Source organism: Clostridium sp. AM42-4 (genome assembly GCF_003480105.1).
GTDB lineage: Bacteria > Bacillota > Clostridia > Lachnospirales > Lachnospiraceae > Brotaphodocola.
The window spans coordinates 61,411-83,657 of record NZ_QUIK01000004.1 but is presented as its reverse complement, the minus strand read 5'-3'; the positions used below and the strand labels follow the sequence as shown (position 1 = coordinate 83,657).

The window sequence follows — 22,247 nt, the reverse complement described above, 5'->3', positions numbered from 1 at the left end:
ATAACTGGGAAGGTACTGAACAGTTACCAAAACAGTTATGTATGGGAAAGGATAAACTATGGCAAAGAAACCGGAAGGTACGAATTTTGATAAATTGCTGGAAGAACTGAATGGAGCGAAAAAGGGCGGTGCGGGCAGCGAAGCAGCTGCCCCGGTTCAGAAAAAATCCGGCTTTGTAACGCTGATCGGACGGCCAAACGTAGGGAAATCCACGCTGATGAACCATCTCATCGGCCAGAAGATCGCCATTACTTCAGACAAACCGCAGACCACAAGAAACCGCATTCAGACCGTCTATACCGATGAGCGGGGACAGATTATTTTCCTCGATACGCCGGGCATCCACAAGGCAAAAAATAAGCTGGGTGAGTATATGGTCAATGTGGCAGAGCATACCTTAAAAGAGGTGGACCTGATCTTGTGGCTGGTAGAGCCGAGCACCTTCATCGGTGCCGGGGAACGCCATATCGCCGAGCAGCTTCAGGGAGTCAAAACCCCGGTCATTCTGGTCATCAACAAGACCGATACGGTAAAGAACCAGGAAGATATCCTGACCTTTATCAATGCTTACAAGGATATCTGCAATTTTGCGGAGATCGTTCCGGTATCGGCGCTCCGTGATAAGAATACGGACACCCTGTTGGAACAGCTGTTCAAATATCTGCCTTACGGTCCGCAGTTCTACGATGAGGATACCGTGACAGACCAGCCGATGCGCCAGATCGCCGCAGAGCTGATCCGTGAAAAGGCACTCCGCCTGTTAGATGAAGAGATTCCGCACGGAATCGCAGTCACCATTGAGAAGATGAGTGAGCGCCCGAATGGCATCATGGATGTGGAGGCAACCATCATCTGTGAGCGCGATTCCCACAAGGGCATCATCATCGGCAAGGGCGGCGCCATGTTAAAACGCATCGGTTCCGCTGCCAGAAGAGAGCTGGAGGCAATGCTGGAGACGAAGGTCAACCTGCAGATCTGGGTCAAAGTGCGGAAAGAATGGCGCGACAGCGAATTGTTAATGAAGAATTATGGTTATAATCCGAAGGAATAACAGAAAAAGCGCCTCAGGGATGGAAAGGCAAATAGAAGTGCTGTGGGAGCAGAAAGGCAAACGGGAACAGTGAGAGAATCGGTGAATCTGACCGGAATGGTCTTAAAAGCAACGCCGGTCGGGGAAAATGACCGGCGGCTGGTGATCTTAACCAGGGAGCGCGGCAAGATCACGGCCTTTGCCCGCGGTGCGAAACGGCCGGGCAGCCAGCTTTTGGGCGTGACCAGACCCTTTGTGTTTGGTACCTTTAAGCTGTACGAAGGAAGAGATGCCTATAATCTGCAGGCAGCCGACGTGCTCAACTATTTTTCCGAGATCACGATGGATATGGAGGCAACCTGCTACGGCTCTTATTTTCTGGAATTTGCGGATTATTACAGCCGGGAAAATTTAGAGGCGACCGAGCAGCTCCTTTTGCTCTACCAGTCGCTGCGGGCCTTGTTAAAGCCGGCCCTTCCAAACTCGCTGGTACAGGCAGTGTTTGAACTGCGCAGCATGGCGATCAACGGGGATTATACGGAGCATCCGCCCCGTCCGGTCAGCGATTCTGCCAATTATGCCTGGGAATATATCGTGGCATCACCGCTTGAATCCCTGTATACCTTTACGCTGGCACCGGAAGTTTTAGAGGAACTGAAGCATTGCGTGGAGCTGAACAAACGGCGCTTCATCGACCGGGAGTTCCATTCCCTGGAAATCCTGAAGATGATGGAGACGGCAGTTCGCGGCACGCAGCAATCTGCTGTCCAGGGAAAATAGCAGCAAAAAACTTCTTTCCAAAATAAGTATGTGCGAACCGGAAACGCAAATAAGGTGGTTTACAAATTTTCCATGAACAGGTATAATCCTAAATAACCCATAAAAGGGGAAAGAGAAGTTCTTGTTTGCGCAGTGCGTGAACAGGAGCAAAGAGGAGATTTATGAAAAAGAAAGCAGCAGTTTTGGCTGCAGCCGTGCTGCTTTGTGCAGTCTGGGCTGCAGGCTGTTCAGAAACAGGGGCAAAGAAAAAAGCCTGGGATGCTTCTGAGAACAGCATTTATGTGGCGGATGACTTAAGTGTGCAGAGCGCCATGGTCTACACATCACAAAAGGAAAACGATCTGTACAGTGCCGAAGGCTTAGCCGAATTTGCAAAAAAGCAGATCTGCTCTTATAATGAAGAGCAGGGGGCAGCCGCCGAGGCAGAAAATACAGAAGGAAAAGAAAAGCTTCCGGCCGCGCTGGAAAAAAGCAGCCTGGAAGGGAAAACCGGTACGCTGGTATTTTCTTATGCGACCCCGGAGGATTTTGTAAGGTTTTCCGAGGAAAACGGGGATGATACCCATTCGGTGACATCGCTGCAGGTGCTGGACACAGACGCATCAAAGCTGCCGGACTTAGCCTACAGAACTGCTTCCGGAAAGAGCGCAGAGCTTTCCAAGGCAGGGGAGAAGAAGGACAGCCACATGGTCCTGACCGAGGGCAGTGCTTTTGTTTATACAGAGGGAAAAATCCTTTATGTGACCGAAGGTGTGGAAATAACAAGTGATCATTCAGCAGTGACCCCAGAGGGAACCGGCTGTATTATATTTAAGTAAAAAAGAGAGGTTATCTGACGATGGAAAAAACAATGGAAAAAATCGTAGCACTGGCAAAAACCAGAGGATTTGTTTATCCGGGTTCCGAGATCTATGGCGGTCTCGCAAACACCTGGGATTACGGCAACCTTGGTGTTGAGCTGAAAAACAATGTAAAGAAAGCATGGTGGCAGAAATTCGTTCAGGAGAGCCCGTATAACGTAGGTGTTGACTGCGCGATCCTCATGAACTCCCAGACCTGGGTTGCTTCCGGACATCTTGGTGGCTTCTCTGATCCGCTGATGGACTGTAAGGCATGTAAGGAGCGTTTCCGTGCCGACAAGCTGATCGAGGACTACATGGCTGAGAATGGCATTACCATTGAGGGTAGTGTAGATGCATGGTCCCAGGAAGAAATGAAGAAATACATCGATGATAACAACATCTGCTGCCCAAGCTGCGGTAAGCATGACTTCACCGATATCCGTCAGTTTAACCTGATGTTCAAGACTTTCCAGGGTGTAACCGAGGATGCAAAGAACACCGTTTATTTAAGACCGGAGACTGCTCAGGGTATTTTCGTAAACTTCAAGAACGTACAGCGTACTTCCAGAAAGAAAGTTCCGTTTGGTATCGGACAGATCGGTAAATCCTTCCGTAACGAGATCACCCCGGGTAACTTTACCTTCCGTACCCGTGAGTTCGAGCAGATGGAGCTGGAGTTCTTCTGCAAGCCGGGCACTGACCTGGAGTGGTTCCAGTACTGGAGAGGCTTCTGCCGTGACTGGCTGCTGGCACTTGGCTTAAAGGAAGACGAGATCCGCCTGCGCGACCATTCTCCGGAGGAGCTTTGCTTCTATAGTAAGGGTACCACCGATATCGAGTTCAAGTTCCCATTCGGCTGGGGCGAGCTGTGGGGTATCGCAGACAGAACCGACTACGATTTAACCCAGCACCAGAATACCTCCGGTGAGGATATGACCTACTTCGATGACGAGGCAAAAGAGAAATACATCCCGTATGTTATCGAGCCGTCTCTGGGTGCAGACCGTGTTACCCTGGCATTTCTGTGCGCAGCATACGATGAGGAAGAGATCGGCGAGGGCGATGTCCGCACCGTGCTTCACTTCCATCCGGCCATCGCACCGGTTAAGATCGGTATCCTTCCGCTGTCCAAGAAGTTAAACGAGGGCGCAGAGAAGGTATACGCAGAGCTTGCGAAGTACTACAACTGTGAGTTCGATGACAGAGGAAACATCGGTAAGAGATACAGAAGACAGGACGAGATCGGTACCCCGTTCTGCATCACCTACGACTTCGAGTCTGAGGAGGACCATGCAGTGACCGTCCGCGACCGCGATACCATGGAGCAGGTTCGTGTGCCGATCGCTGAGTTAAAGCAGTATTTTGAGGACAAGTTCCGTTTCTAGAAGAAAACTTCTGAGAGAAAGCTTATAACAGAAAAAGAGTGTGCAAAATGGATGCTTCATTTTGCATGCTCTTTTTTGTTGCCATGTATATCATGATTGTGACGGTTGCGATTGCCCCGTCTGCAAAATTCGTCAAAATATGCAAAATATACATTCGTATATACGAACTTACATCGTATATGTGAAAATGACGGGAACAAAACAAAATTTTACGAGTTTTTACTTAAATTTATACAAAAAACACCAAGAAAAACCTTTACTCCTGGAAAAAATATGGTATACTTATACCAGACCGCCGATGAAAACATTTTTGTGCAAAAACTATACCGGCGGAGTTGAAAACCGTAGACAAAACGTCTACACAAGTTGAGGAGGATAAACCAATGGCTAAAAAGTGGGTGTACTTATTTACAGAGGGTGACGCTACCATGAGAAATCTTCTCGGTGGTAAAGGCGCTAACCTGGCTGAGATGACTAATATCGGTCTTCCGGTTCCGCAGGGCTTTACAATTACAACTGAGGCCTGCACACAGTACTACGAGGATGGACGCGAGATCAACGACGAGATCCAGGCACAGATCAACGAGTACATTGTGAAAATGGAAGAGATCACCGGAAAGAAATTCGGAGATCTTGAGAACCCGCTTCTGGTTTCCGTACGTTCCGGCGCACGTGCTTCCATGCCAGGTATGATGGATACCATCTTAAACCTGGGCTTAAACGAGCAGGTTGTTAACGTAATCGCTGAGAAGTCTGGCAACCCGCGTTGGGCTTGGGACTGCTACAGAAGATTCATTCAGATGTATTCCGACGTTGTAATGGAAGTCGGTAAGAAATATTTTGAGGCTCTCATCGACCAGATGAAAGAGAAGAAAGGTGTTAAGCTTGACGTTGAGCTTGACGCAGATGATTTAAAAGAGCTGGCTAACCAGTTCAAGGCTGAGTACAAGAACAAGATCGGCGCTGACTTCCCGGATGATCCGAAGGAGCAGTTAATGGGCGCAATCAAGGCTGTATTCCGTTCCTGGGATAACCCGCGTGCAAACGTTTACCGCCGCGACAACGATATCCCGTATTCCTGGGGTACTGCTGTAAACGTACAGTCCATGGCATTTGGTAACATGGGCGATGACTGTGGTACCGGTGTTGCATTTACCCGTGACCCGGCAACCGGCGCAAAGGGCCTGTTCGGTGAGTTCTTAACCAACGCACAGGGCGAGGACGTAGTAGCTGGTGTCCGCACCCCGATGCACATTCAGGAGATGGCAGAAAAGTTCCCGCAGGCATACGCAGATTTCGAGAAGGTATGTAAGACTCTGGAGGATCACTACAGAGATATGCAGGATATGGAGTTCACCGTTGAGCACGGCAAGCTGTACATGCTGCAGACCCGTAATGGTAAGAGAACTGCACAGGCTGCATTAAAGATCGCTTGCGACTTAGTAGACGAGGGCATGAGAACTCCGGAAGAGGCAGTTGCAATGATCGATCCGCGTAACCTGGATTCCTTACTGCATCCGACTTTCGACCAGAAGGCATTAAAGGCTGCTACCCCGATCGCTAAGGCTTTAGGCGCAGCTCCTGGTGCTGCATGTGGTAAGATCGTCTTCACTGCAGATGACGCAGTAGAGTGGGCAGCAAGAGGCGAGAAGGTTGTTCTTGTCCGTCTTGAGACCTCTCCGGAAGACATTACCGGTATGAAGGCTTCCCAGGGTATCTTAACTGTACGTGGTGGTATGACCTCCCACGCAGCAGTAGTTGCACGTGGTATGGGCGCTTGCTGTGTATCCGGCTGTGGCGACATCATCATGGATGAGGAAAACAAGAAATTCACCCTGGCTGGTAAAGAGTACCATGAGGGCGATGTGATCTCCTTCGACGGTTCTACCGGCTGTGTATATGACGGAGCAATCCCGACTGTAGAGGCAACCATCGCAGGTGAGTTCGGACGTATCATGGCATGGGCTGATGAGTACAGAACCATGGCAGTACGCACCAATGCAGATACCCCGCACGATGCGAAGAAGGCTCGTGAGCTTGGCGCAGAGGGCATTGGCCTTTGCCGTACCGAGCATATGTTCTTCGAGGGCGACCGAATCGACGCATTCCGCGAGATGATCTGCTCCGATACCGTAGAAGAGAGAGAAGAGGCTCTGGAGAAGATCCTTCCGTTACAGCAGGGCGATTTCGAACAGCTCTACGAGGCTATGGAGGGTAACCCTGTAACCATCCGTTTCCTGGATCCGCCGTTACATGAGTTCGTTCCGACCGAGGAAGAGGACATCGAGAAGCTGGCTAAGGCAAAAGGCAAGACCGTTGCAGAAATCAAAGCAATCTGCGAGTCCCTGCATGAGTTCAACCCGATGATGGGTCACCGCGGATGCCGTCTGGCTGTTACCTATCCGGAGATCGCTGTTATGCAGACCAAGGCTGTTATCCGTGCAGCAATCAACGTGAAGAAAGCTCATCCGGACTGGAGCATCGTTCCGGAGATCATGATTCCGTTGATCGGCGATGTAAAAGAGTTAAAATATTGCAAGAAGACCGTTGTTGAGACTGCAGATGCAGAGATCGCAGCAGCTGGTTCTGACCTGACCTACCATGTAGGTACCATGATCGAGATCCCGAGAGCAGCCCTGACTGCAGACGAGATCGCAAAAGAGGCTGACTTCTTCTGCTTCGGTACCAACGACCTGACCCAGATGACCTTCGGCTTCTCCCGTGACGATGCTGGTAAGTTCTTAGGTGCTTACTACGATGCGAAGATCTACGAGAACGATCCATTCGCAAAACTGGATCAGACTGGCGTAGGCAAGCTGATGGAGATGGCTATCAAGCTTGGCAAGGCTTCCAACCCGGATTTGCACATCGGTATCTGTGGCGAGCACGGCGGAGATCCGTCTTCCGTAGAGTTCTGCAACAAGATCGGTCTGGATTATGTATCCTGCTCACCGTACCGTGTTCCGATCGCAAGACTTGCGGCAGCACAGGCAGCAATTGCGCAGAAATAATGAAAAACAAAATCATAGGATATCCTATACTGAAAGACCGCGTACTGTTTGGTACGCGGTCTTTTTGTGGCTATGTTGAGCTTTATGGGTAGAAATACAAAGAAATTTATGCTAGACTAAGCATATATTCGTTACTGTTTGTGCTTTGCGTAAACAGCAGCGGCAAAACCATTACGATAGATAGAAAACAGAAATGAAAGAATTAGGGGAAAAACAAATGACAACGAAAGAATGTTATGAAAAAATTGGATCTAATTACGACAGTGTGCTGAGCAGATTCGGCAACGAGGCGCTGGTAAAGCGCTTTGCCTTGAAGTTTTTAAAGGATCCGAGCTATGCGGATTTAAAAGAAGCCCTGGAGGTGCATGACGCAGAGCGTGCATTCCGTGCAGCACATACCTTAAAGGGCGTTTGCTTAAATCTTGGATTTGACCGTCTCTACGAGACCAGCGCAGCTCTGACAGAAGACCTGAGAGGAAGAGACATCAACGGCGGTGACCGGTTATTTCCGGAACTGACCGAGCGTTACGAGCAGTTAACAGAAGCAATTCGGGAGCTGGAAGCGGAGGCTTAACCCATATATGAATTCATACGATAAACTGACGAGACAGCAGGCAGAGGAACAGATGGAACTCTACCGGCAGGTGTTTACAGCCGTGCGCCTTCTGGATGCTGCTGATCTTCGTCTGACTGGAGCGAAAAAAACAAAAGAAGACCAGACGGGTGGGTTGAACCATTGCTACTGTTATGATTACTGGAAGAAAAGTCAGCCCTGTGAAAACTGCATTTCCAGGAAGGTTTATCAGGATGGGATTCAGAGGACGAAGCTGGAGTACAGAGGAAATGATCTCTTTGAGGTAACTGCCCGCTATGTGGAGGTAGACGGGACTCCTTATATCATGGAGCTGGTGCGTGCGATGGACGGCACCTGCCTGATCGATGCTGAGGGCAGGGAAAAGCTTCTCAGCAAGCTGACAAGCTATCACGATGAGCTTTACATTGATGCCCTGACCGGTGCCTACAACCGGCGTTACTACGAGGATAAGATCAAAACCTCAGCCCAGAAGGGCGGCGTAGCCATGATCGACCTGGATGACTTTAAGCTCTACAACGATACCTGGGGACATGACGCAGGCGATGCCGTGCTGAGAACCCTGGTCCAGATGCTTCGGAACTGTGTGCGGGATGAAGATTCCATCATCCGTTACGGAGGCGATGAATTCCTTCTTCTGATGCCGGATATCAGCCAGGCACAGTTTGAGGAAAGCCTGCGCAGGGTCAAGGAAAAGGTCTGCGATGCCGATGTGCCAGGCTATACGAACCTGCGCCTTTCTGTGAGCATTGGCGGAGTACTGAGTGATGGGACCAAAACGGTGGAGGATGCTGCGATCTGTGCCGATAAGCTTATGTATCAGGCTAAAAACCGGAAAAATACGGTTGTGACGGAAGGAACAAAGCAGGAGGTACAGCATTCAGGGGACAATACTGAGGATCAGGAGAATATCAAGCAGCAGATCCTCATTGTAGATGATTCCGGGCTGAACCGCGAGATCCTTTCTGAAATGCTTCACTCAGATTTCCGCATTCTGGAGGCAGAAAACGGAAAAGAGTGCATTGCCCAGTTAGAGCAGTACGGAACCGGAATCGCCCTGGTCCTGTTAGATATTGTCATGCCGGTCATGAATGGCTTTGAGGTGCTGGAATACATGACCAGAAACCACTGGATCGAGGAGGTCCCTGTCATTATGATCTCCAGTGAAAATTCAGAGCCATACATCCGCAAGGCCTACGAGCTTGGCGTTTCTGATTATATCAGCCGTCCATTTGATGCCAAGGTGGTATTTCAGCGCGTATTCAATACCATTAAGCTGTATGCGAAGCAGCACCGCCTGATCAAACTGGTGACAAGCCAGATCTACGAAAAAGAAAAGAATAACCGGATCATGGTCGGGATTTTAAGCCAGATCATGGAATTCAGGAATGGGGAGAGCGGGCTTCACGTCTCTCATATCAACCGTCTGACCGATCTTTTGCTGGAGCGCCTGACCCAGAAGACAAGCCAGTACCATTTGTCCAGACCGGACCGGGAGCTGATCGCAACAGCATCGGCTCTTCATGATATCGGAAAGATTGGCATTGATGAAAAAATCCTGAACAAGCCTGGCAGACTGACAACGGAGGAGTTCGAGATCATGAAGACCCACACCGTCATCGGTGCTTCCATGCTAAAGCATCTGACTGCCTACCAGAACGAGCCGATCGTAAAGATCGCTTACCAGATCTGCAGGTGGCACCATGAGCGCTACGATGGAAAGGGATATCCGGACGGCTTAAAGGGAGAAGAAATCCCGATCGCAGCCCAGGTGGTTTCCATTGTAGATGTTTACGATGCCCTGGTGAGTCCGCGTGTATACAAGAAAGCGTTCCCGCATGAGCAGGCCATGCGCATGATCATGAATGGGGAGTGCGGTACGTTTAATCCGCTCCTTCTGGAATGCCTGATCGAGATCCAGGACCGGATCCAGGCATATGATCATGAGCCGCAGAATCATTAGTTTACTTTTATAGGTCTGTATGGTATAATTTTTCGTTGCGACACGTCAATTTATTTTTGAGAATGAAGAGGAACTACAAATGGAAAAGAAAAAGAAGTTTCAGATGCCGCATACGTACATCATCATCTTTGGTGTAATTCTGTTTGCAGCAATCCTGACCATGTTTATCCCACTGGGTAAATATGAGACAAAAGAAATCACCTACACCATGAACGGCGAAGAAAAGACCAGAACCGTTCTGGATCCGGACAGCTTTGAGTATGTCCTGGATGAAAACGGAAACAAGGTAACGAAGGTTGCCCCGCTTTTCGGTACGGAGGATTTCGGTGGCCAGGGTATTTTAAACTATGTATTTGAGGGTCTTACAACCGGTAACAAAAACGGTACTGCAGTCGGAATCATCGCCTTTATCCTGGTGGTGGGCGGTTCCTTTGGTATCGTGTTACGAACCGGTGCCGTGGAGAGCGGTATCATGCGGGTCATCAGCATGACAAACGGTAAGGAAATCCTTTTGGTACCGATCCTGATCGTCCTGTTTTCCCTGGGCGGTGCCGTGTTCGGCATGGGTGAGGAAGCCATCCCGTTCGTCATGATCCTGGTGCCGATGTTCATCGCGATGGGTTACGATGCAGTAGTCGGCATCATGTGCAGCTACGTGGCAACCCAGATTGGTTTCGGTACCTCGTGGCAGAACCCGTTCGGCCTGGCTGTGGCACAGGGTATCGCAGGCATCCCGGTTATGTCCGGTGCATGGTTCCGTATCCCGTTATGGATCATCTTTACCGGCCTGACCTGTGTGTTTACCCTTCGTTACGCAGCAAAGATCAAAAAGAACCCGAAGCTTTCTGTTGCTTACGAGTCTGACGAAGAGTACCGTGAGGACTTCGCAAAGAATGGTAAAGCAGACCTGCCGTTTACCCTGGGCCATAAGCTGGTGCTCTTAACCATCGTAGCCTGCATGGTATGGACCATCTGGGGCGTAGTAACCCAGGGCTACTACATTCCGGAGATCGCATCCCAGTTCTTTGTAATGGGTCTTGTTTCCGGTATCATCGGACTGATCTTCCACTTAAATGATATGCACTTAAACGATATCCCGCGTGCGTTTGACCGTGGTGCGGCTGACCTTCTGGGCGCTGCAATGTGCGTAGGTATGGCACAGGGTATCATCATCATCCTGGGCGGAACCAGCGCAACCGATGGAACCGTTCTGAACACCATTCTTTATACTATCAGCAATGGCATGAAGAATTTCCCGCCGGTCATCTCTGCATGGCTGATGTATGTATTCCAGTCCGTATTCAACTTCTTCGTTGTATCCGGTTCCGGACAGGCAGCCCTGACCATGCCGATCATGGCACCGCTTGCCGATCTGGTCGGTGTAGAACGTCAGGTTGCAGTCCTTTCTTACCAGCTTGGTGATGCGTTCACCAACTTTATCGTTCCGACCAGCGGATGCCTTCTTGGTGCCCTGGCAGCAGCAAGACTGGAGTGGGGACAGTGGGCAAAGTTCCAGATCAAGTTCCAGGCATTCCTGTTTGTATGCGCATCCATTGCAGTGGTTGTTGCAATGATGATCGGATTGTCATAACCGGAAAGGGCAGGAACAAATTGTCATGACAAATGATATGACACGGGGAAATCCCGTCCGCCTGATCCTGGCTTTTATGATTCCGACATATCTCGGAAACATTTTCCAGCAGTTTTACAATCTGGTCGATTCGGTGATTGCCGGCCGCTATATCGGGGTCCATGCCCTGGCGGCCATCGGCAGCACAACCTCGCTGATTTTTCTGGTGACCGGGTGGCTGCAGGGAATCACCAGTGGCTTTGCCATCATGGTGGCCCAGAGCTTTGGCGCAAAGGATTACAAGCAGATGCGCCATTATGTTGCCATGTCGGTATATCTGTGCGTGGCCTTTGTGGTGGCCATGACGGCAGGACTTGTGCTTTTTAATGTGCCGGTCCTGCGTCTGATGAATACGCCGGATGAGATCATCGGCCAGACTGCTGCTTATATGGGAATCATTTATGCAGGCCTCTGCGTAACGGCTGCTTACAATGCCTTTGCAGCGGTGCTGCGTGCACTGGGGGACGGCCGTTCCCCACTTTATTTTTTGATCATCTCCGCAGTGATCAACGCCGTGCTGGACGTACTTTTTATCGTAAAGTTCCATATGGGGGTGGAGGGCTGTGCCTACGCAACCGTCATTGCCCAGGGAATCTCGGCACTGTTATGCCTGATTTATATCATTCTGAAATTCGATATCTTAAAGCTTCAGAAAGCGGATTTCCGGTTTGATCCGGCTATGATCAAACGCCTGCTGTCCATTGGTGTGCCGATGGGCCTGCAGTTTTCTATCACGGCGATTGGAACGATCATCGTGCAGAGCGCCATCAATGTGTTTGGTGCGGATTACATCGCGGGTTATGCCGCAGCTGGAAAGCTGCAGAATATGGTAAACACCATCTTCATTGCATTTGGTGCGACCATTGCAACTTATGTGGGACAGAACCGCGGTGCCGGACGATTAGATCGGGTGCGCCAGGGCGTAAAGGATACCCAGATCATGATCCTGGTCGCAGCGGCTGCTTTCTTTCTGATCATTCATTTTCTGGCAGGAAAGCTGACACTGATCTTTGTGGACAGCTCCCAGACTGTGGTGATCGATGCAGCCAACCAGTATTTTAAAACGGTATCCTGGTGTTATCCGTTCCTTGGAAGTATCTTCCTGTACCGGAATGCGCTTCAGGGAATGGGCTATAGCCTGGTGCCGATGTTAGGCGGTGTATTCGAGCTGCTGGCCAGGGCCGGTGTTGTCATGCTGGTCCTTCACCTGGGCGGTGGGTTCGTGAGCACCTGCCTGTCCGATCCGGCAGCATGGATCTCCGCACTGATCCCGCTGATCCCATATTATATTTATAAAATGCGGAAATTTACTGCACCTTCTTTACAGAAAGAAAAAACTGTGCTATAGTAGCACACAAAATAAAAATCAAAGAAAAGCAGAGTAGGTCTGTGTGCGTTAAGTGCCAGCCGGACAGGGAGTTGCCGGCGGGACGAAGGAAAACGTTTCGGTGACCGGTTGCCGTAAAAACTGCAAAAAGCAGTTTGGGGTGATCTGGAAGCTGAGCAGCGGTTTTTTCGCGGTACACAGGCCGCATCCCGCTGCGAAGAGGATAGATACGGTTATCTCCTTTGTAGTCGAGAAATACTGCAAAGGAGGTAATTTTTTTATGAAAAAGTTTGTAACTTTGTTCACGGATTCCATGGAAGAGCTGAAGCACGTTAACACAGTCACAGTCATGGCGATGTTTGCGGCAATCTCTGTGGTGCTTGGGTATTTTACCCTGGTTCTGGGCGATTACTTAAAGATCGGATTTTCCACGATCGCGAATCAGTTCGTGTATTATCTGTTTGGCCCGGTGGCAGGCGCGGCCTTTGGCGGGGCGCTGGATATCTTAAAATATATCATTCGCCCGACCGGTGCGTATTTCCCGGGCTTTACCATTGGTGCCATGGTGGGCGGCGTGATCTATGGCTGCTTCTTGTATAAGCGTCCAATCCGTTTCACGCGCGTACTGGCTGCAGAACTGACCGCGTCGGTCATCTGCAACATGCTGCTTGGAACGCTGTGGCTGAGCATGCTCTATGGAAAAGCATTTATGGTGCTTCTTCCCATGCGGGCTTTCAAAAACCTGATCATGTGGCCGGTCAATTCCATGCTGTTTTACACCATCGGAAAGACACTGGAGGCATCCGGGGTATTCCGCCTTTTGAAGACAGCCGGACGGAGCAAAGCGGTAATTTAACAATATTGCACAGTACGAACGAGGGCCGGAAGGTTCTGCCCCCGCCATTTGGCGGGGGGAGAACCTCCCCGCCCGCTTGTGTTTATCGCCCGGTATTGTTACTGTGGTGCGTGCTTCCCATTTTTATCTTCGATGCGTTTGCGGATCTGAAGCATGTGCTGGTCGGTTGCGGCGATGACCTCGGCGCACTGGCGCAGGTCTTCGCTGATCTCATCGGCAACCGTTCCGATATCCTTTTTGTATTTCAGCTGGTGGTCCAGGCTGGCCCAGAAATCCATGGCAATGGTCCGGATCTGGACTTCTACACGCAGATTTTTCTTCTCTTCTGAGAAGAAGACTGGAATTTCGATGATAAGGTGATAACTGCGATAGCCGTTTGGCTTTGGATTTTTGATGTAATCCTTGATGGCGATGACGGTGATGTCATCCTGGCTGACCAGCATGTTAGCGACAGCATAGATGTCATCGACAAAGGAACAGATGACGCGGATTCCGGCTACATCGTCCAATTTGTTCATCATGGATTCGAGACTGACCGGAAGGTTTCTGCGCTGCAGCTTTTCTACGATACTGATCGGTTTTTTGACACGGGATTTGATCATCTCGATGGGATTCCTCTGGTTTTTGATGGAAAGCTCATCGTTTAATACTTCCAGTTTTGTTTTTACTTCGCGGATCGCGCAGGTGTACATCATCATGGCCTGCTGGAATTCTCTGGCCTGACTGATCAGGGCATCCGGGACCTGGACCAGGTTTGGCACGTTGACAGCAGACTGGACCAGTTCACTGTTTGGGTTCATATTCATGTTCATAAGTAGATACCTCGTTGCTTTTTGTGCAATAGTTCCTGAAAATGTGAAATATTGCAGAAATATTATCTATATTATACCAGATTTTGAATGTCATACAAGGGATATTTTTGTTGCTGTCCATGTATACGCAAACAGCAGCACTAATTTCTGATACAAGGGTTTTGTTTTCTTCCGAAATGTGATATGCTTAATCTAAGGGCCTTTATGCGTGAATCGCATAAGCTATCAGCTGGCTGGAATTTTTGGTGTCTCATGCAGATCTGAAAAGGAAGGGCAGCTGTAAAAAAATGAAATGTAAGATAGAAATCTGGAGGTATTTACATGAGTGAAAATTGTACCCATAACTGCAGTACCTGTGGCGAATCCTGCGGAAGCCGCACAGCAGAGCAGACAAGCTTTCTGGAGCCGTTAAACCCGGCGAGCAGCGTAAAAAAGGTGATCGGCGTAGTCAGCGGTAAGGGCGGTGTCGGAAAATCTCTGGTGACTGCCATGATGGCTGTTAAGATGAACAGTAAGGGCAAACACACCGCAATCCTGGATGCAGATATTACCGGCCCGTCTATTCCGAAGGCATTTGGCTTAAACGACAATATGGTCATGATGACAAAAGACAATCTGATGATTCCGGCAACTTCCGCTCTGGGCATTGACATTATGTCTGCAAACCTGCTTTTGGACAACGATACGGATCCGGTCATCTGGAGAGGTCCGGTCATTGCAGGCGCAGTGAAGCAGTTCTGGAATGAGACACTTTGGGAAGACGTAGATTATATGTTTGTAGATATGCCGCCGGGAACCGGCGATGTTCCGTTAACCGTATTCCAGTCTCTTCCGGTGAACGGCATCATCATCGTAACTTCTCCGCAGGAGCTGGTTTCCATGATCGTGGCAAAGGCTGTGAAGATGGCGCAGAAGATGAATGTGCCGATCCTTGGCCTGGTTGAGAATATGAGCTATCTGGAGTGCCCGGACTGCGGTAAGAAGATTTCCGTATTTGGCGAGAGTCATATAGACGAGATCGCCAAAGAGTACGATCTGCCGGTACTGGCAAAGCTCCCGATCGACCCGAAGGTAGCCGAGCATGTAGACAACGGCACCATCGAGTATCTGGAGAGAGATTGGTTCGATGCAGCAGCTGAGAAGGTACTGGCACTGTAAAACTGAAAATTTCGCTTGCAGGTTTGTAAGTGGAAACCGGACCAAAGCTGCAAACGGGAAACAGGGCAGGTGCAGTGACTGAATGAATTCAATAGAAATAGTACGACAGGGTTTTCGTGACAGAGAACCCTGTTTTTTTGTACAGGGAAATGGCTGGCGCATTGTCCCCGGCAACCTGCAGCAGAGCTGTATGGAACCCCTGTCTGGCAAGGGCGGGAAGCAGCAGCGTAAAAAATACAGTGCCAAAGCCCTGGTGGCGGTATGCTGGCAGGATTTCCACATGGTGAAGGCAGACTGAACTCTCGCTGACAGGTTCTGCAAAGGCAATGCCGAGAAGTGTGTCTCCCTGGTAAAGTGAAAATTCGGTGTCAGAAGACTGATGCAGAGAGAAAATTTCAGGATTTTCCTGAGAACTTGTGGAAATGTAGTTGAAATCTGCCGGACCATTGGAATCTGTCAGGTCACATTCCATTACCAGTTCTTCAGAGTCTTTTTCTGCGCCGAGTGCTTCCAGTGTTTTTAAGGTATCTGCACAAGCCCCGGAAACCGCAAAGAGCAGGTTGCTGTCTGGGATGTGGGCAAGTCCCTCTTCTAATAAACAGGAAAAAGCGCCATGGTTCCGGAAGTCCGGGTGGGTGAAGGCACAGCATTCTGCTAGGTCATCCCCGTAAGGAATCAGTGTGAGGCAGGAAACTAGCGTGCCGTCTGGAAGATAGGCCAGAAAATGCGTCAGATCGTCTTCCATCGGATAGGACAGATCGGTATGATCGTGCTGGCGGCAGAGTGCGGCCAGACTGGCAAGCCCGGCTTGCTGTTTTTGGGTGAGTAAATTGGTTGAGCTAATATGAATATCGAATTTCATAGAGAACCTCCTGGCGGAAAAATTCATTGCTTTTTTGTAAGTAAAGTATAAGAAAAAAACATAAAGAATACAAGAATCTACATTGACTTTTTGACTTCGAGTGGTAGAATACGAGTTATTGTTCGCGAACAGGGATTTTTTAAAGCAGAGGATGCGCTATTTGGTGCATCCACGATATGCAATGCAATGGAAAATTCTGTATGAACGAGTAGAATGGTTTACCAAATATGGAAAGGACAAACAACATGAAATACGTAAAGGAATCCGCGATCATTTTTGGTATCACGATGATCGGAGAGTTTTTGAATGAGCTTTTGCCGCTGCCGGTTCCAGCTGGTGTGTATGGGCTGTTTTTGCTTTTACTTTTGCTTTGTACCGGATTGCTGAAGCTGAAAGACATTGAAGCAACCGGAAATTTCCTTCTGGACATCATGCCGATCCTGTTTATCCCGGCATCGGTTGGACTGATCGAAAGCTATGATGCCATGAAGGCAATCCTGGTACCGCTGGTAGTGACCTGCTTGGTTTCCACCATTGTTGTTATGGGCGTGACCGGCAAGGTGACAGAGCTTATGGTATCCTTGCTGAAAAAGAAGAATGGAAAGAATGCAGGAGAGGAGAAGAGAGCATGAGTTTTTTACAGGAATCCCTTTATTTTGGCTTTGTGATCAGCCTGGCAGCATATCTGGCTGGTGTCTGGGTGAAAAAGAAGGTGGGATGGGCCATCTTAAATCCGCTTCTGGTATCTGTTGTGATCGTCATTGCAGTGTTAAAGCTGCTGCATGTAGATTACGCTTCTTATAATAATAGTGCCAAGTACATCAGCTACCTTCTGACACCGTCTACGGTGTGTCTGGCAATCCCGCTTTATAAGCAGCTGGAGCTTTTGAAGAAGAATTTTGTTTCTGTGATTGTAGCGATCGCTTCCGGCGTGGCAGCCAGTGCGGGCAGCATTTTTCTTCTGTGTACGTTATTTGGTGTGGAACATATCCATTACGTATCGTTCCTGCCGAAATCCATCACCACGGCAATTGGCATGGGAGTCAGTGAGGAAGCAGGCGGCATCGTGACGATCACGGTGGTCTGCATCATCATTACCGGTATTTTCGGAAATATCATTGCAGAAATGTTGTTTAAGGTATTGAAAATCCGGGAACCGATCGCAAAGGGACTGGCACTTGGTACCTCAGCACATGCCATTGGTACTTCAAAGGCACTGGAACTTGGTGAAGTAGAGGGAGCCATGGGCAGTCTTTCCATTGCAGTAGCCGGACTGATGACAGTCATTGTGGTTCCGCTGGTGTCGGGACTGATCTGAAAAGCTGCTGCTTACGCACACATGTCTGGTAATCCTGGCAATCAATTCATGTGAAGATATGTTTTTCGACTTGACAGAATTCCAGAAAATTTTTATACTGAACTTGTATTAGGCAATGCCTTGATCCACGTCTGTTAGGGAAAAACTCCCTGACAGACGTTTTTTTTATATGATAGGAAATTGCGTCCTATCATATAAAAATGCTCCGCGAGGAAGCGCACTCGGCGCAAAGGTAGATGGTTGCTGAAGCAACCGCGCCTCGGCGCGAGAATGTGCCAAGGCACATTCTTTTTTGTTTCATAGAAAATTGCGTCTTTGAGTGGGCAGGCCTGGGTACATTTTATGAAGTTTGAGCGGATTGACAGGAAAAGGAGAACAAAAAACGATGGAAACAAAGGAAAATGACAGGAAAGATCCATGCCAGAAGGCAGCATGCTGCGGTTCACGCGTTGCGCAAACAGCAACAGCAGCTTCCCTTGCTATTGTAATTCTGGGGAATGTTTTGTACGCGCTGACGGTCAGAACTTTTTTGGTGCCGGCGGGACTGCTTACCGGAGGAACAACGGGAATTGGTCTGGCATTGAACCGCGCATTTGGTATACCGGTGTCTGCGTTTGTATTGGTGTTTAATGTAGTGATGCTCCTTGTCGGCTGGAGTGTTCTTGGAAGAAAATTTGCACTGACGACGGTTGTGAGTACCTTTGTATATCCCATTGCGCTGGGCTTTTTTGAACAGATACTGGGAAGTACGGTCCTGACGCAGGATCTGTTTTTGAACACGGTATTTTCCGGACTTGGAATTGGGGCTTCTCTTGGAATTGTGATCCGGGCGGGCGCATCGACGGGAGGAATGGACATTCCGCCGCTTGTGCTCCATCATTATTTTCAGATTCCGGTTTCTGTTTCCATGTATGTCTTTGATTTTTGCATTCTTCTGGTCCAGGCGGTTGGAAATCCACCGGAAAACGTATTGTATGGACTGATTCTGGTCATGGTTTATACCCTGGTACTGGATAAGCTGATGTTATTGGGAACGACGCGCACAGAAGTGCGGATTGTCAGTGAACACAGTCAGAAAATCCGGGAAGCCATCCTGGCGGAAATGGACCGCGGCGTTACGATGCTTTCCGGAGAAACCGGCTATCTGAAACACCAGACGCAGATGATCTTCAGTGTCATCTCAAACCGGGAACTTCCGGAACTGGAAAAGCTGGTCCATCGCATCGATCCGGAATGTTTTATGGTGGTAAACCGGGTCAGCGAGGTGAGCGGACGTGGCTTTTCCATGAAAAAACGATATCGGTAGCAGCTGAAAAGAAAGAGAAAAACAAATATAATGTTGTGCTTTTCCGGTTGAAAGGGTTTTGGGGATATGGTATATTTAAATGAAGTATAAAAAAGAATAGCAATGCGCTATGCATACACTTAAGGAGGAAGCCATGATTCAGAAGCTGATTGAAAAGATTCAGAAGACAAAGGCACCGATCTGTGTGGGATTGGACCCGATGTTAAACTACATTTCGGAGCACATTTTAAAGAAGTCCTTCGGAGAATTCGGGGAGACGTTGGAGGGCGCTGCAGACGCCATCTGGAATTTTAACAAGGAGATCGTGGATCACACATGGGACCTGATCCCGTCCGTGAAACCGCAGATTGCCATGTACGAGCAGTTCGGCATCGAGGGACTGAAAGTGTATGACAAGACCGTAAAGTATTGCCAGGAAAAAGGCCTTGTAGTGATCGGTGACGCAAAGCGCGGTGATATTGGTTCTACTTCCGCAGCCTACGCGACTGCACATCTGGGCAAGGTGAAGGTTGGAAACAACATCTGTTCCGCATTCAACACCGATTTCCTTACGGTAAACCCGTATCTGGGAACTGACGGCGTAAAACCGTTTGTCGATGTCTGTAATTCCGATGATAAGGGAATTTTCGTTCTGGTAAAGACCTCCAACCCGTCCAGCGGAGAATTCCAGGACAGACTCATTGACGGTAAGCCGCTTTATGAGCATGTGGCTGCAAAGGTCGTTGAGTGGGGCGAGATGTCCATGGACGGTAACTACAGCAATGTCGGTGCAGTAGTCGGCGCAACCTATCCGGAGATGAGTGCAGTGCTCAGAAAGCTTATGCCGAAGACCTACTTCCTGGTTCCGGGCTATGGAGCTCAGGGCGGCACCGCAAAAGATTTAAGACACTGCTTCAATGAAGACGGACTTGGCGCAGTTGTAAACTCCTCCCGCGGCATTATTGCGGCATACCGCCAGGAGAAATACGCAAAGTTTGGCGCAGAGCATTTCGCAGAGGCATCCAGACAGGCTGTCATCGATATGGTTGCTGATATCAACAGCGTACTGTAGGTGCGGCAGGAGAAACGCTTTCTGCGAAAATGATCTGGACTGTAACAGAGATTTTGGGGCAGAAAGCTTTCTGAAAAGCAGAATGAGATTTTGCGAGAACAGAGGAGTAGGGGAAAATGGAAACAATTCAGAAAGAAAAGGTAAAGCTGACGGCTAAGGTAGTGAGTCAGGAAGCTTTGACGGATGATATCTGCAGCATGTGGATCCAGGCAGAGAGAATCGCAAAAGCGGCAAAGCCGGGGCAGTTTATCTCTGTATACACGAAAGATAAGAGCAAGGTGCTTCCGCGTCCGATCAGTCTTTGTGAGATCGATAAGGAGCAGGGCAGACTGCGTATCGTGTACCGCGTGGTAGGCGCCGGAACCAAAGAGTTTTCTGCATACCAGGCAGGGGATGACATCGAGATCATGGGACCGCTTGGAAATGGCTTCCCGTTAAAGGAGAAAAAGGCATTCCTCATTGGCGGTGGTATCGGAATCCCGCCTATGCTGGAGCTGGCAAAGAACTTAAACTGCGAAAAGCAGATGGTGCTTGGCTACCGCGATGTGTTATTCTTAAACGAGGAATTTGAACAGTACGGTAAAGTTTATGTGGCAACCGAAGATGGCAGCGCCGGAACAAAGGGCAACGTCATCGATGCCATCAAGGCAAATGCGCTGGATGCAGATGTGATCTATGCCTGCGGACCGACCCCGATGCTGCGTGCACTGAAGGCGTATGCGGCAGAGAACGGCATCGAGTGCTGGCTCTCCTTAGAGGAGAAGATGGCCTGCGGAATCGGTGCATGTCTTGCCTGCGTCTGCAAGTCCAAAGAGGTAGACAGTCATTCCCACGTACACAATAAGCGTATCTGCAAGGACGGTCCGGTCTTTGCTGCTGAGGAGGTGGAGCTGTAATGAATACCAAAGTAAATCTTGCCGGTGTGGAACTGAAAAATCCGGTCATGACAGCATCCGGAACCTTCGGAAGCGGAGCAGAGTACAGTGAATTTGTCGATTTAAGCCGCCTTGGCGCAGTTGTGACCAAAGGTGTGGCGAATGTGCCGTGGCCGGGTAACCCGACCCCGCGTATCGCAGAGGTTTATGGCGGCATGTTAAATGCCATTGGCCTGCAGAATCCGGGCATCGACGTATTCGTAAAGCGCGATATCCCGTTTTTAAAGCAGTACGACACAAAGATCATCGTGAATGTTTGCGGAAAGACCACGGAAGATTATATTGAAGTCGTAGAGCGGCTGGGCGATGAACCGGTGGATCTCTTGGAGATCAACATTTCCTGCCCGAACGTAAAGGAAGGCGGCATTGCATTCGGACAGGATCCGAAGGCAGTGGAAGCCATCACCAGAGAAGTGAAGAAGCACGCAAAGCAGCCGGTTATCATGAAGCTGAGTCCGAACGTAACAGACATTACCGTTATGGCGAAGGCAGCAGAGGCAGGCGGTGCCGATGTGCTGTCCCTCATCAATACCTTAACCGGTATGAAAATCGACATCAACCGCAGGGCCTTTGCCATTGCCAATAAGACCGGCGGTATGTCCGGCCCGGCAGTCAAGCCGGTAGCAGTCCGCATGGTTTACCAGGTAGCAAATGCGGTGAGCCTTCCGATCATCGGTATGGGCGGCATTGCGACTGCAGAGGATGCGCTGGAGTTCATCATGGCAGGTGCAACCGCGGTTTCCGTGGGAACTGCCAACTTCTACAATCCGTACGCAACGGTCGAGATCGCAGAAGGCATCGAGAACTTCATGAAGAAACAGAAGGTAGAGGACATCCGCGAACTCATCGGATGTGTAAAATAGACGAAAGCGTGTGGGAATATAGTTATATTGATGATAAAAGAGGAAGCATCGGGCCTGATGCTTCCTCTTTGCATTGCCTGGCATATCGAGGAGGCGCCAGTGGCGCGTCCGCTGATTGGGGTAGTCCTATTTAAGAAAAACTCCGTAGTTTTGCCTCTCATCAATGATATATTCAATTTTTACACATTTTTCATCTTCCTTCACTTGAAACACAAACCAAAGGTGAGTCCAGAAATTCAGAACGCGGTATTTTGAAGGTACATAACGCAATCTGGCGCAGCCGATCAGAGGTGTGGTTTCCAGATAGGAGATTTTTCGTTCAATGGTTTTGCATAAAGTAGCAATTTCGGTATATTCTTTCATTTTTTGAGTCAAGCGTTTCTACGAATGTTATGTTGAAAAAACAGGCATGTAATGATATACTAAACAATAATATCATTACATGCCTTATATTTTGACTTGTTCCATCCATCAAATGATGGAAACGCCATAAAGGCACAGCAGTAATATGGCAACACAAAATGAA

Annotated in this window: 19 protein-coding genes and 1 riboswitch; of the genes, 17 read left to right on the top strand and 2 right to left on the bottom strand. The window is 49.2% G+C overall.

Features of this window, described 5'->3' with window-relative positions; translation table 11 throughout:
* The first annotated feature begins 58 nt into the window (after window positions 1-58).
* From era to DW922_RS04475, 10 genes are all read left to right on the top strand, one after another.
* Window positions 59-1,051 (top strand): GTPase Era, encoded by a 993-nt coding sequence (gene era / locus DW922_RS04520; RefSeq protein WP_118718969.1) that lies wholly within the window; start codon window positions 59-61, stop codon window positions 1,049-1,051.
* A 69-nt stretch (window positions 1,052-1,120) separates the two neighbouring features.
* Window positions 1,121-1,810 carry a DNA repair protein RecO gene (gene recO / locus DW922_RS04515; protein WP_118718971.1) on the top strand — a complete coding sequence of 230 codons (690 nt, stop codon included), beginning with the start codon at window positions 1,121-1,123 and terminating at the stop codon, window positions 1,808-1,810.
* Window positions 1,811-1,971: 161 nt separating this feature from the next.
* The gene (locus DW922_RS04510; RefSeq protein WP_118725952.1) at window positions 1,972-2,628 is read left to right on the top strand and encodes a hypothetical protein; all 657 of its coding nucleotides are present in this window, start codon (window positions 1,972-1,974) and stop codon (window positions 2,626-2,628) included.
* Between the two features lie 20 nt (window positions 2,629-2,648).
* On the top strand, window positions 2,649-4,037 hold the full coding sequence (locus DW922_RS04505) for a glycine--tRNA ligase (protein ID WP_118718975.1): 1,389 nt from the start codon (window positions 2,649-2,651) through the stop codon (window positions 4,035-4,037).
* Between the two features lie 383 nt (window positions 4,038-4,420).
* Window positions 4,421-7,048: a pyruvate, phosphate dikinase gene (ppdK, locus tag DW922_RS04500; RefSeq protein WP_118718977.1), complete on the top strand. Its 2,628-nt coding sequence runs from the start codon at window positions 4,421-4,423 to the stop codon at window positions 7,046-7,048.
* A gap of 217 nt (window positions 7,049-7,265) precedes the next feature.
* A complete protein-coding gene (locus DW922_RS04495; RefSeq protein ID WP_118718979.1) occupies window positions 7,266-7,622 on the top strand; it encodes an Hpt domain-containing protein in 357 nt (118 codons plus the stop codon).
* A gap of 7 nt (window positions 7,623-7,629) precedes the next feature.
* Window positions 7,630-9,603, top strand: coding sequence for a diguanylate cyclase (locus DW922_RS04490; protein ID WP_118725951.1), 1,974 nt, complete (start codon window positions 7,630-7,632; stop codon window positions 9,601-9,603).
* Window positions 9,604-9,682: 79 nt separating this feature from the next.
* The gene (yfcC, locus tag DW922_RS04485) at window positions 9,683-11,194 is read left to right on the top strand and encodes a putative basic amino acid antiporter YfcC (protein WP_118718981.1); all 1,512 of its coding nucleotides are present in this window, start codon (window positions 9,683-9,685) and stop codon (window positions 11,192-11,194) included.
* A 25-nt stretch (window positions 11,195-11,219) separates the two neighbouring features.
* A complete protein-coding gene (locus DW922_RS04480) occupies window positions 11,220-12,581 on the top strand; it encodes an MATE family efflux transporter (RefSeq protein ID WP_118725950.1) in 1,362 nt (453 codons plus the stop codon).
* Window positions 12,582-12,608: 27 nt separating this feature from the next.
* Window positions 12,609-12,777: riboswitch (THF riboswitch) on the top strand.
* 63 nt (window positions 12,778-12,840) lie between these two features.
* Window positions 12,841-13,416: a folate family ECF transporter S component gene (locus tag DW922_RS04475; RefSeq protein WP_118719043.1), complete on the top strand. Its 576-nt coding sequence runs from the start codon at window positions 12,841-12,843 to the stop codon at window positions 13,414-13,416.
* A gap of 98 nt (window positions 13,417-13,514) precedes the next feature.
* Here the strand turns inward: DW922_RS04475 and DW922_RS04470 are convergent, their stop codons facing one another.
* Window positions 13,515-14,228, bottom strand: coding sequence for a GTP pyrophosphokinase family protein (locus DW922_RS04470; RefSeq protein ID WP_118725949.1), 714 nt, complete (start codon window positions 14,226-14,228; stop codon window positions 13,515-13,517).
* Window positions 14,229-14,549: 321 nt separating this feature from the next.
* Between DW922_RS04470 and DW922_RS04465 the strand changes: the two genes are divergently transcribed.
* On the top strand, window positions 14,550-15,386 hold the full coding sequence (locus tag DW922_RS04465; protein WP_118718985.1) for an Mrp/NBP35 family ATP-binding protein: 837 nt from the start codon (window positions 14,550-14,552) through the stop codon (window positions 15,384-15,386).
* An 88-nt stretch (window positions 15,387-15,474) separates the two neighbouring features.
* Here DW922_RS04465 and DW922_RS04460 read toward each other — a convergent pair whose 3' ends face one another.
* Window positions 15,475-16,248: a GNAT family N-acetyltransferase gene (locus DW922_RS04460; RefSeq protein WP_195715001.1), complete on the bottom strand. Its 774-nt coding sequence runs from the start codon at window positions 16,246-16,248 to the stop codon at window positions 15,475-15,477.
* 245 nt (window positions 16,249-16,493) lie between these two features.
* Here DW922_RS04460 and DW922_RS04455 point away from each other — a divergent pair, with 245 nt between their 5' ends.
* The 6 genes from DW922_RS04455 (at window position 16,494) to DW922_RS04430 (ending at window position 21,721) form a co-directional block, all read left to right on the top strand.
* Window positions 16,494-16,880, top strand: a complete 387-nt coding sequence (locus DW922_RS04455) for a CidA/LrgA family protein (protein WP_118718989.1) — start codon at window positions 16,494-16,496, stop codon at window positions 16,878-16,880.
* A complete protein-coding gene (locus DW922_RS04450) occupies window positions 16,877-17,566 on the top strand; it encodes an LrgB family protein (RefSeq protein WP_118725947.1) in 690 nt (229 codons plus the stop codon). Before DW922_RS04455 ends, DW922_RS04450 begins: the two co-directional genes overlap by 4 nt.
* A 385-nt stretch (window positions 17,567-17,951) precedes the next feature.
* Complete coding sequence (locus DW922_RS04445; RefSeq protein WP_118725946.1) at window positions 17,952-18,872, top strand: YitT family protein; 921 nt, start codon at window positions 17,952-17,954, stop codon at window positions 18,870-18,872.
* 133 nt (window positions 18,873-19,005) lie between these two features.
* A complete protein-coding gene (gene pyrF, locus DW922_RS04440; RefSeq protein WP_118725945.1) occupies window positions 19,006-19,923 on the top strand; it encodes an orotidine-5'-phosphate decarboxylase in 918 nt (305 codons plus the stop codon).
* A 116-nt stretch (window positions 19,924-20,039) separates the two neighbouring features.
* Window positions 20,040-20,819 carry a dihydroorotate dehydrogenase electron transfer subunit gene (locus DW922_RS04435; protein WP_118718997.1) on the top strand — a complete coding sequence of 260 codons (780 nt, stop codon included), beginning with the start codon at window positions 20,040-20,042 and terminating at the stop codon, window positions 20,817-20,819.
* Window positions 20,819-21,721, top strand: a complete 903-nt coding sequence (locus DW922_RS04430; RefSeq protein ID WP_118725944.1) for a dihydroorotate dehydrogenase — start codon at window positions 20,819-20,821, stop codon at window positions 21,719-21,721. Before DW922_RS04435 ends, DW922_RS04430 begins: the two co-directional genes overlap by 1 nt.
* Window positions 21,722-22,247: the final 526 nt, after the last annotated feature.

Coding starts and splice junctions, on each gene's coding strand:
- DW922_RS04445 (WP_118725946.1), top strand. CDS start 17,952: ATGGAAACAAAGGAAAATGACAGGAAAGATCCATGCCAGAAGGCAGCA.
- era (WP_118718969.1), top strand. CDS start 59: ATGGCAAAGAAACCGGAAGGTACGAATTTTGATAAATTGCTGGAAGAA.
- DW922_RS04430 (WP_118725944.1), top strand. CDS start 20,819: ATGAATACCAAAGTAAATCTTGCCGGTGTGGAACTGAAAAATCCGGTC.
- DW922_RS04510 (WP_118725952.1), top strand. CDS start 1,972: ATGAAAAAGAAAGCAGCAGTTTTGGCTGCAGCCGTGCTGCTTTGTGCA.
- DW922_RS04455 (WP_118718989.1), top strand. CDS start 16,494: ATGAAATACGTAAAGGAATCCGCGATCATTTTTGGTATCACGATGATC.
- DW922_RS04450 (WP_118725947.1), top strand. CDS start 16,877: ATGAGTTTTTTACAGGAATCCCTTTATTTTGGCTTTGTGATCAGCCTG.
- ppdK (WP_118718977.1), top strand. CDS start 4,421: ATGGCTAAAAAGTGGGTGTACTTATTTACAGAGGGTGACGCTACCATG.
- DW922_RS04490 (WP_118725951.1), top strand. CDS start 7,630: ATGAATTCATACGATAAACTGACGAGACAGCAGGCAGAGGAACAGATG.
- DW922_RS04470 (WP_118725949.1), bottom strand. CDS start 14,228: ATGAACATGAATATGAACCCAAACAGTGAACTGGTCCAGTCTGCTGTC.
- yfcC (WP_118718981.1), top strand. CDS start 9,683: ATGGAAAAGAAAAAGAAGTTTCAGATGCCGCATACGTACATCATCATC.
- DW922_RS04460 (WP_195715001.1), bottom strand. CDS start 16,248: ATGAAATTCGATATTCATATTAGCTCAACCAATTTACTCACCCAAAAA.
- DW922_RS04505 (WP_118718975.1), top strand. CDS start 2,649: ATGGAAAAAACAATGGAAAAAATCGTAGCACTGGCAAAAACCAGAGGA.
- DW922_RS04480 (WP_118725950.1), top strand. CDS start 11,220: ATGACAAATGATATGACACGGGGAAATCCCGTCCGCCTGATCCTGGCT.
- DW922_RS04435 (WP_118718997.1), top strand. CDS start 20,040: ATGGAAACAATTCAGAAAGAAAAGGTAAAGCTGACGGCTAAGGTAGTG.
- pyrF (WP_118725945.1), top strand. CDS start 19,006: ATGATTCAGAAGCTGATTGAAAAGATTCAGAAGACAAAGGCACCGATC.
- DW922_RS04475 (WP_118719043.1), top strand. CDS start 12,841: ATGAAAAAGTTTGTAACTTTGTTCACGGATTCCATGGAAGAGCTGAAG.
- DW922_RS04465 (WP_118718985.1), top strand. CDS start 14,550: ATGAGTGAAAATTGTACCCATAACTGCAGTACCTGTGGCGAATCCTGC.
- DW922_RS04495 (WP_118718979.1), top strand. CDS start 7,266: ATGACAACGAAAGAATGTTATGAAAAAATTGGATCTAATTACGACAGT.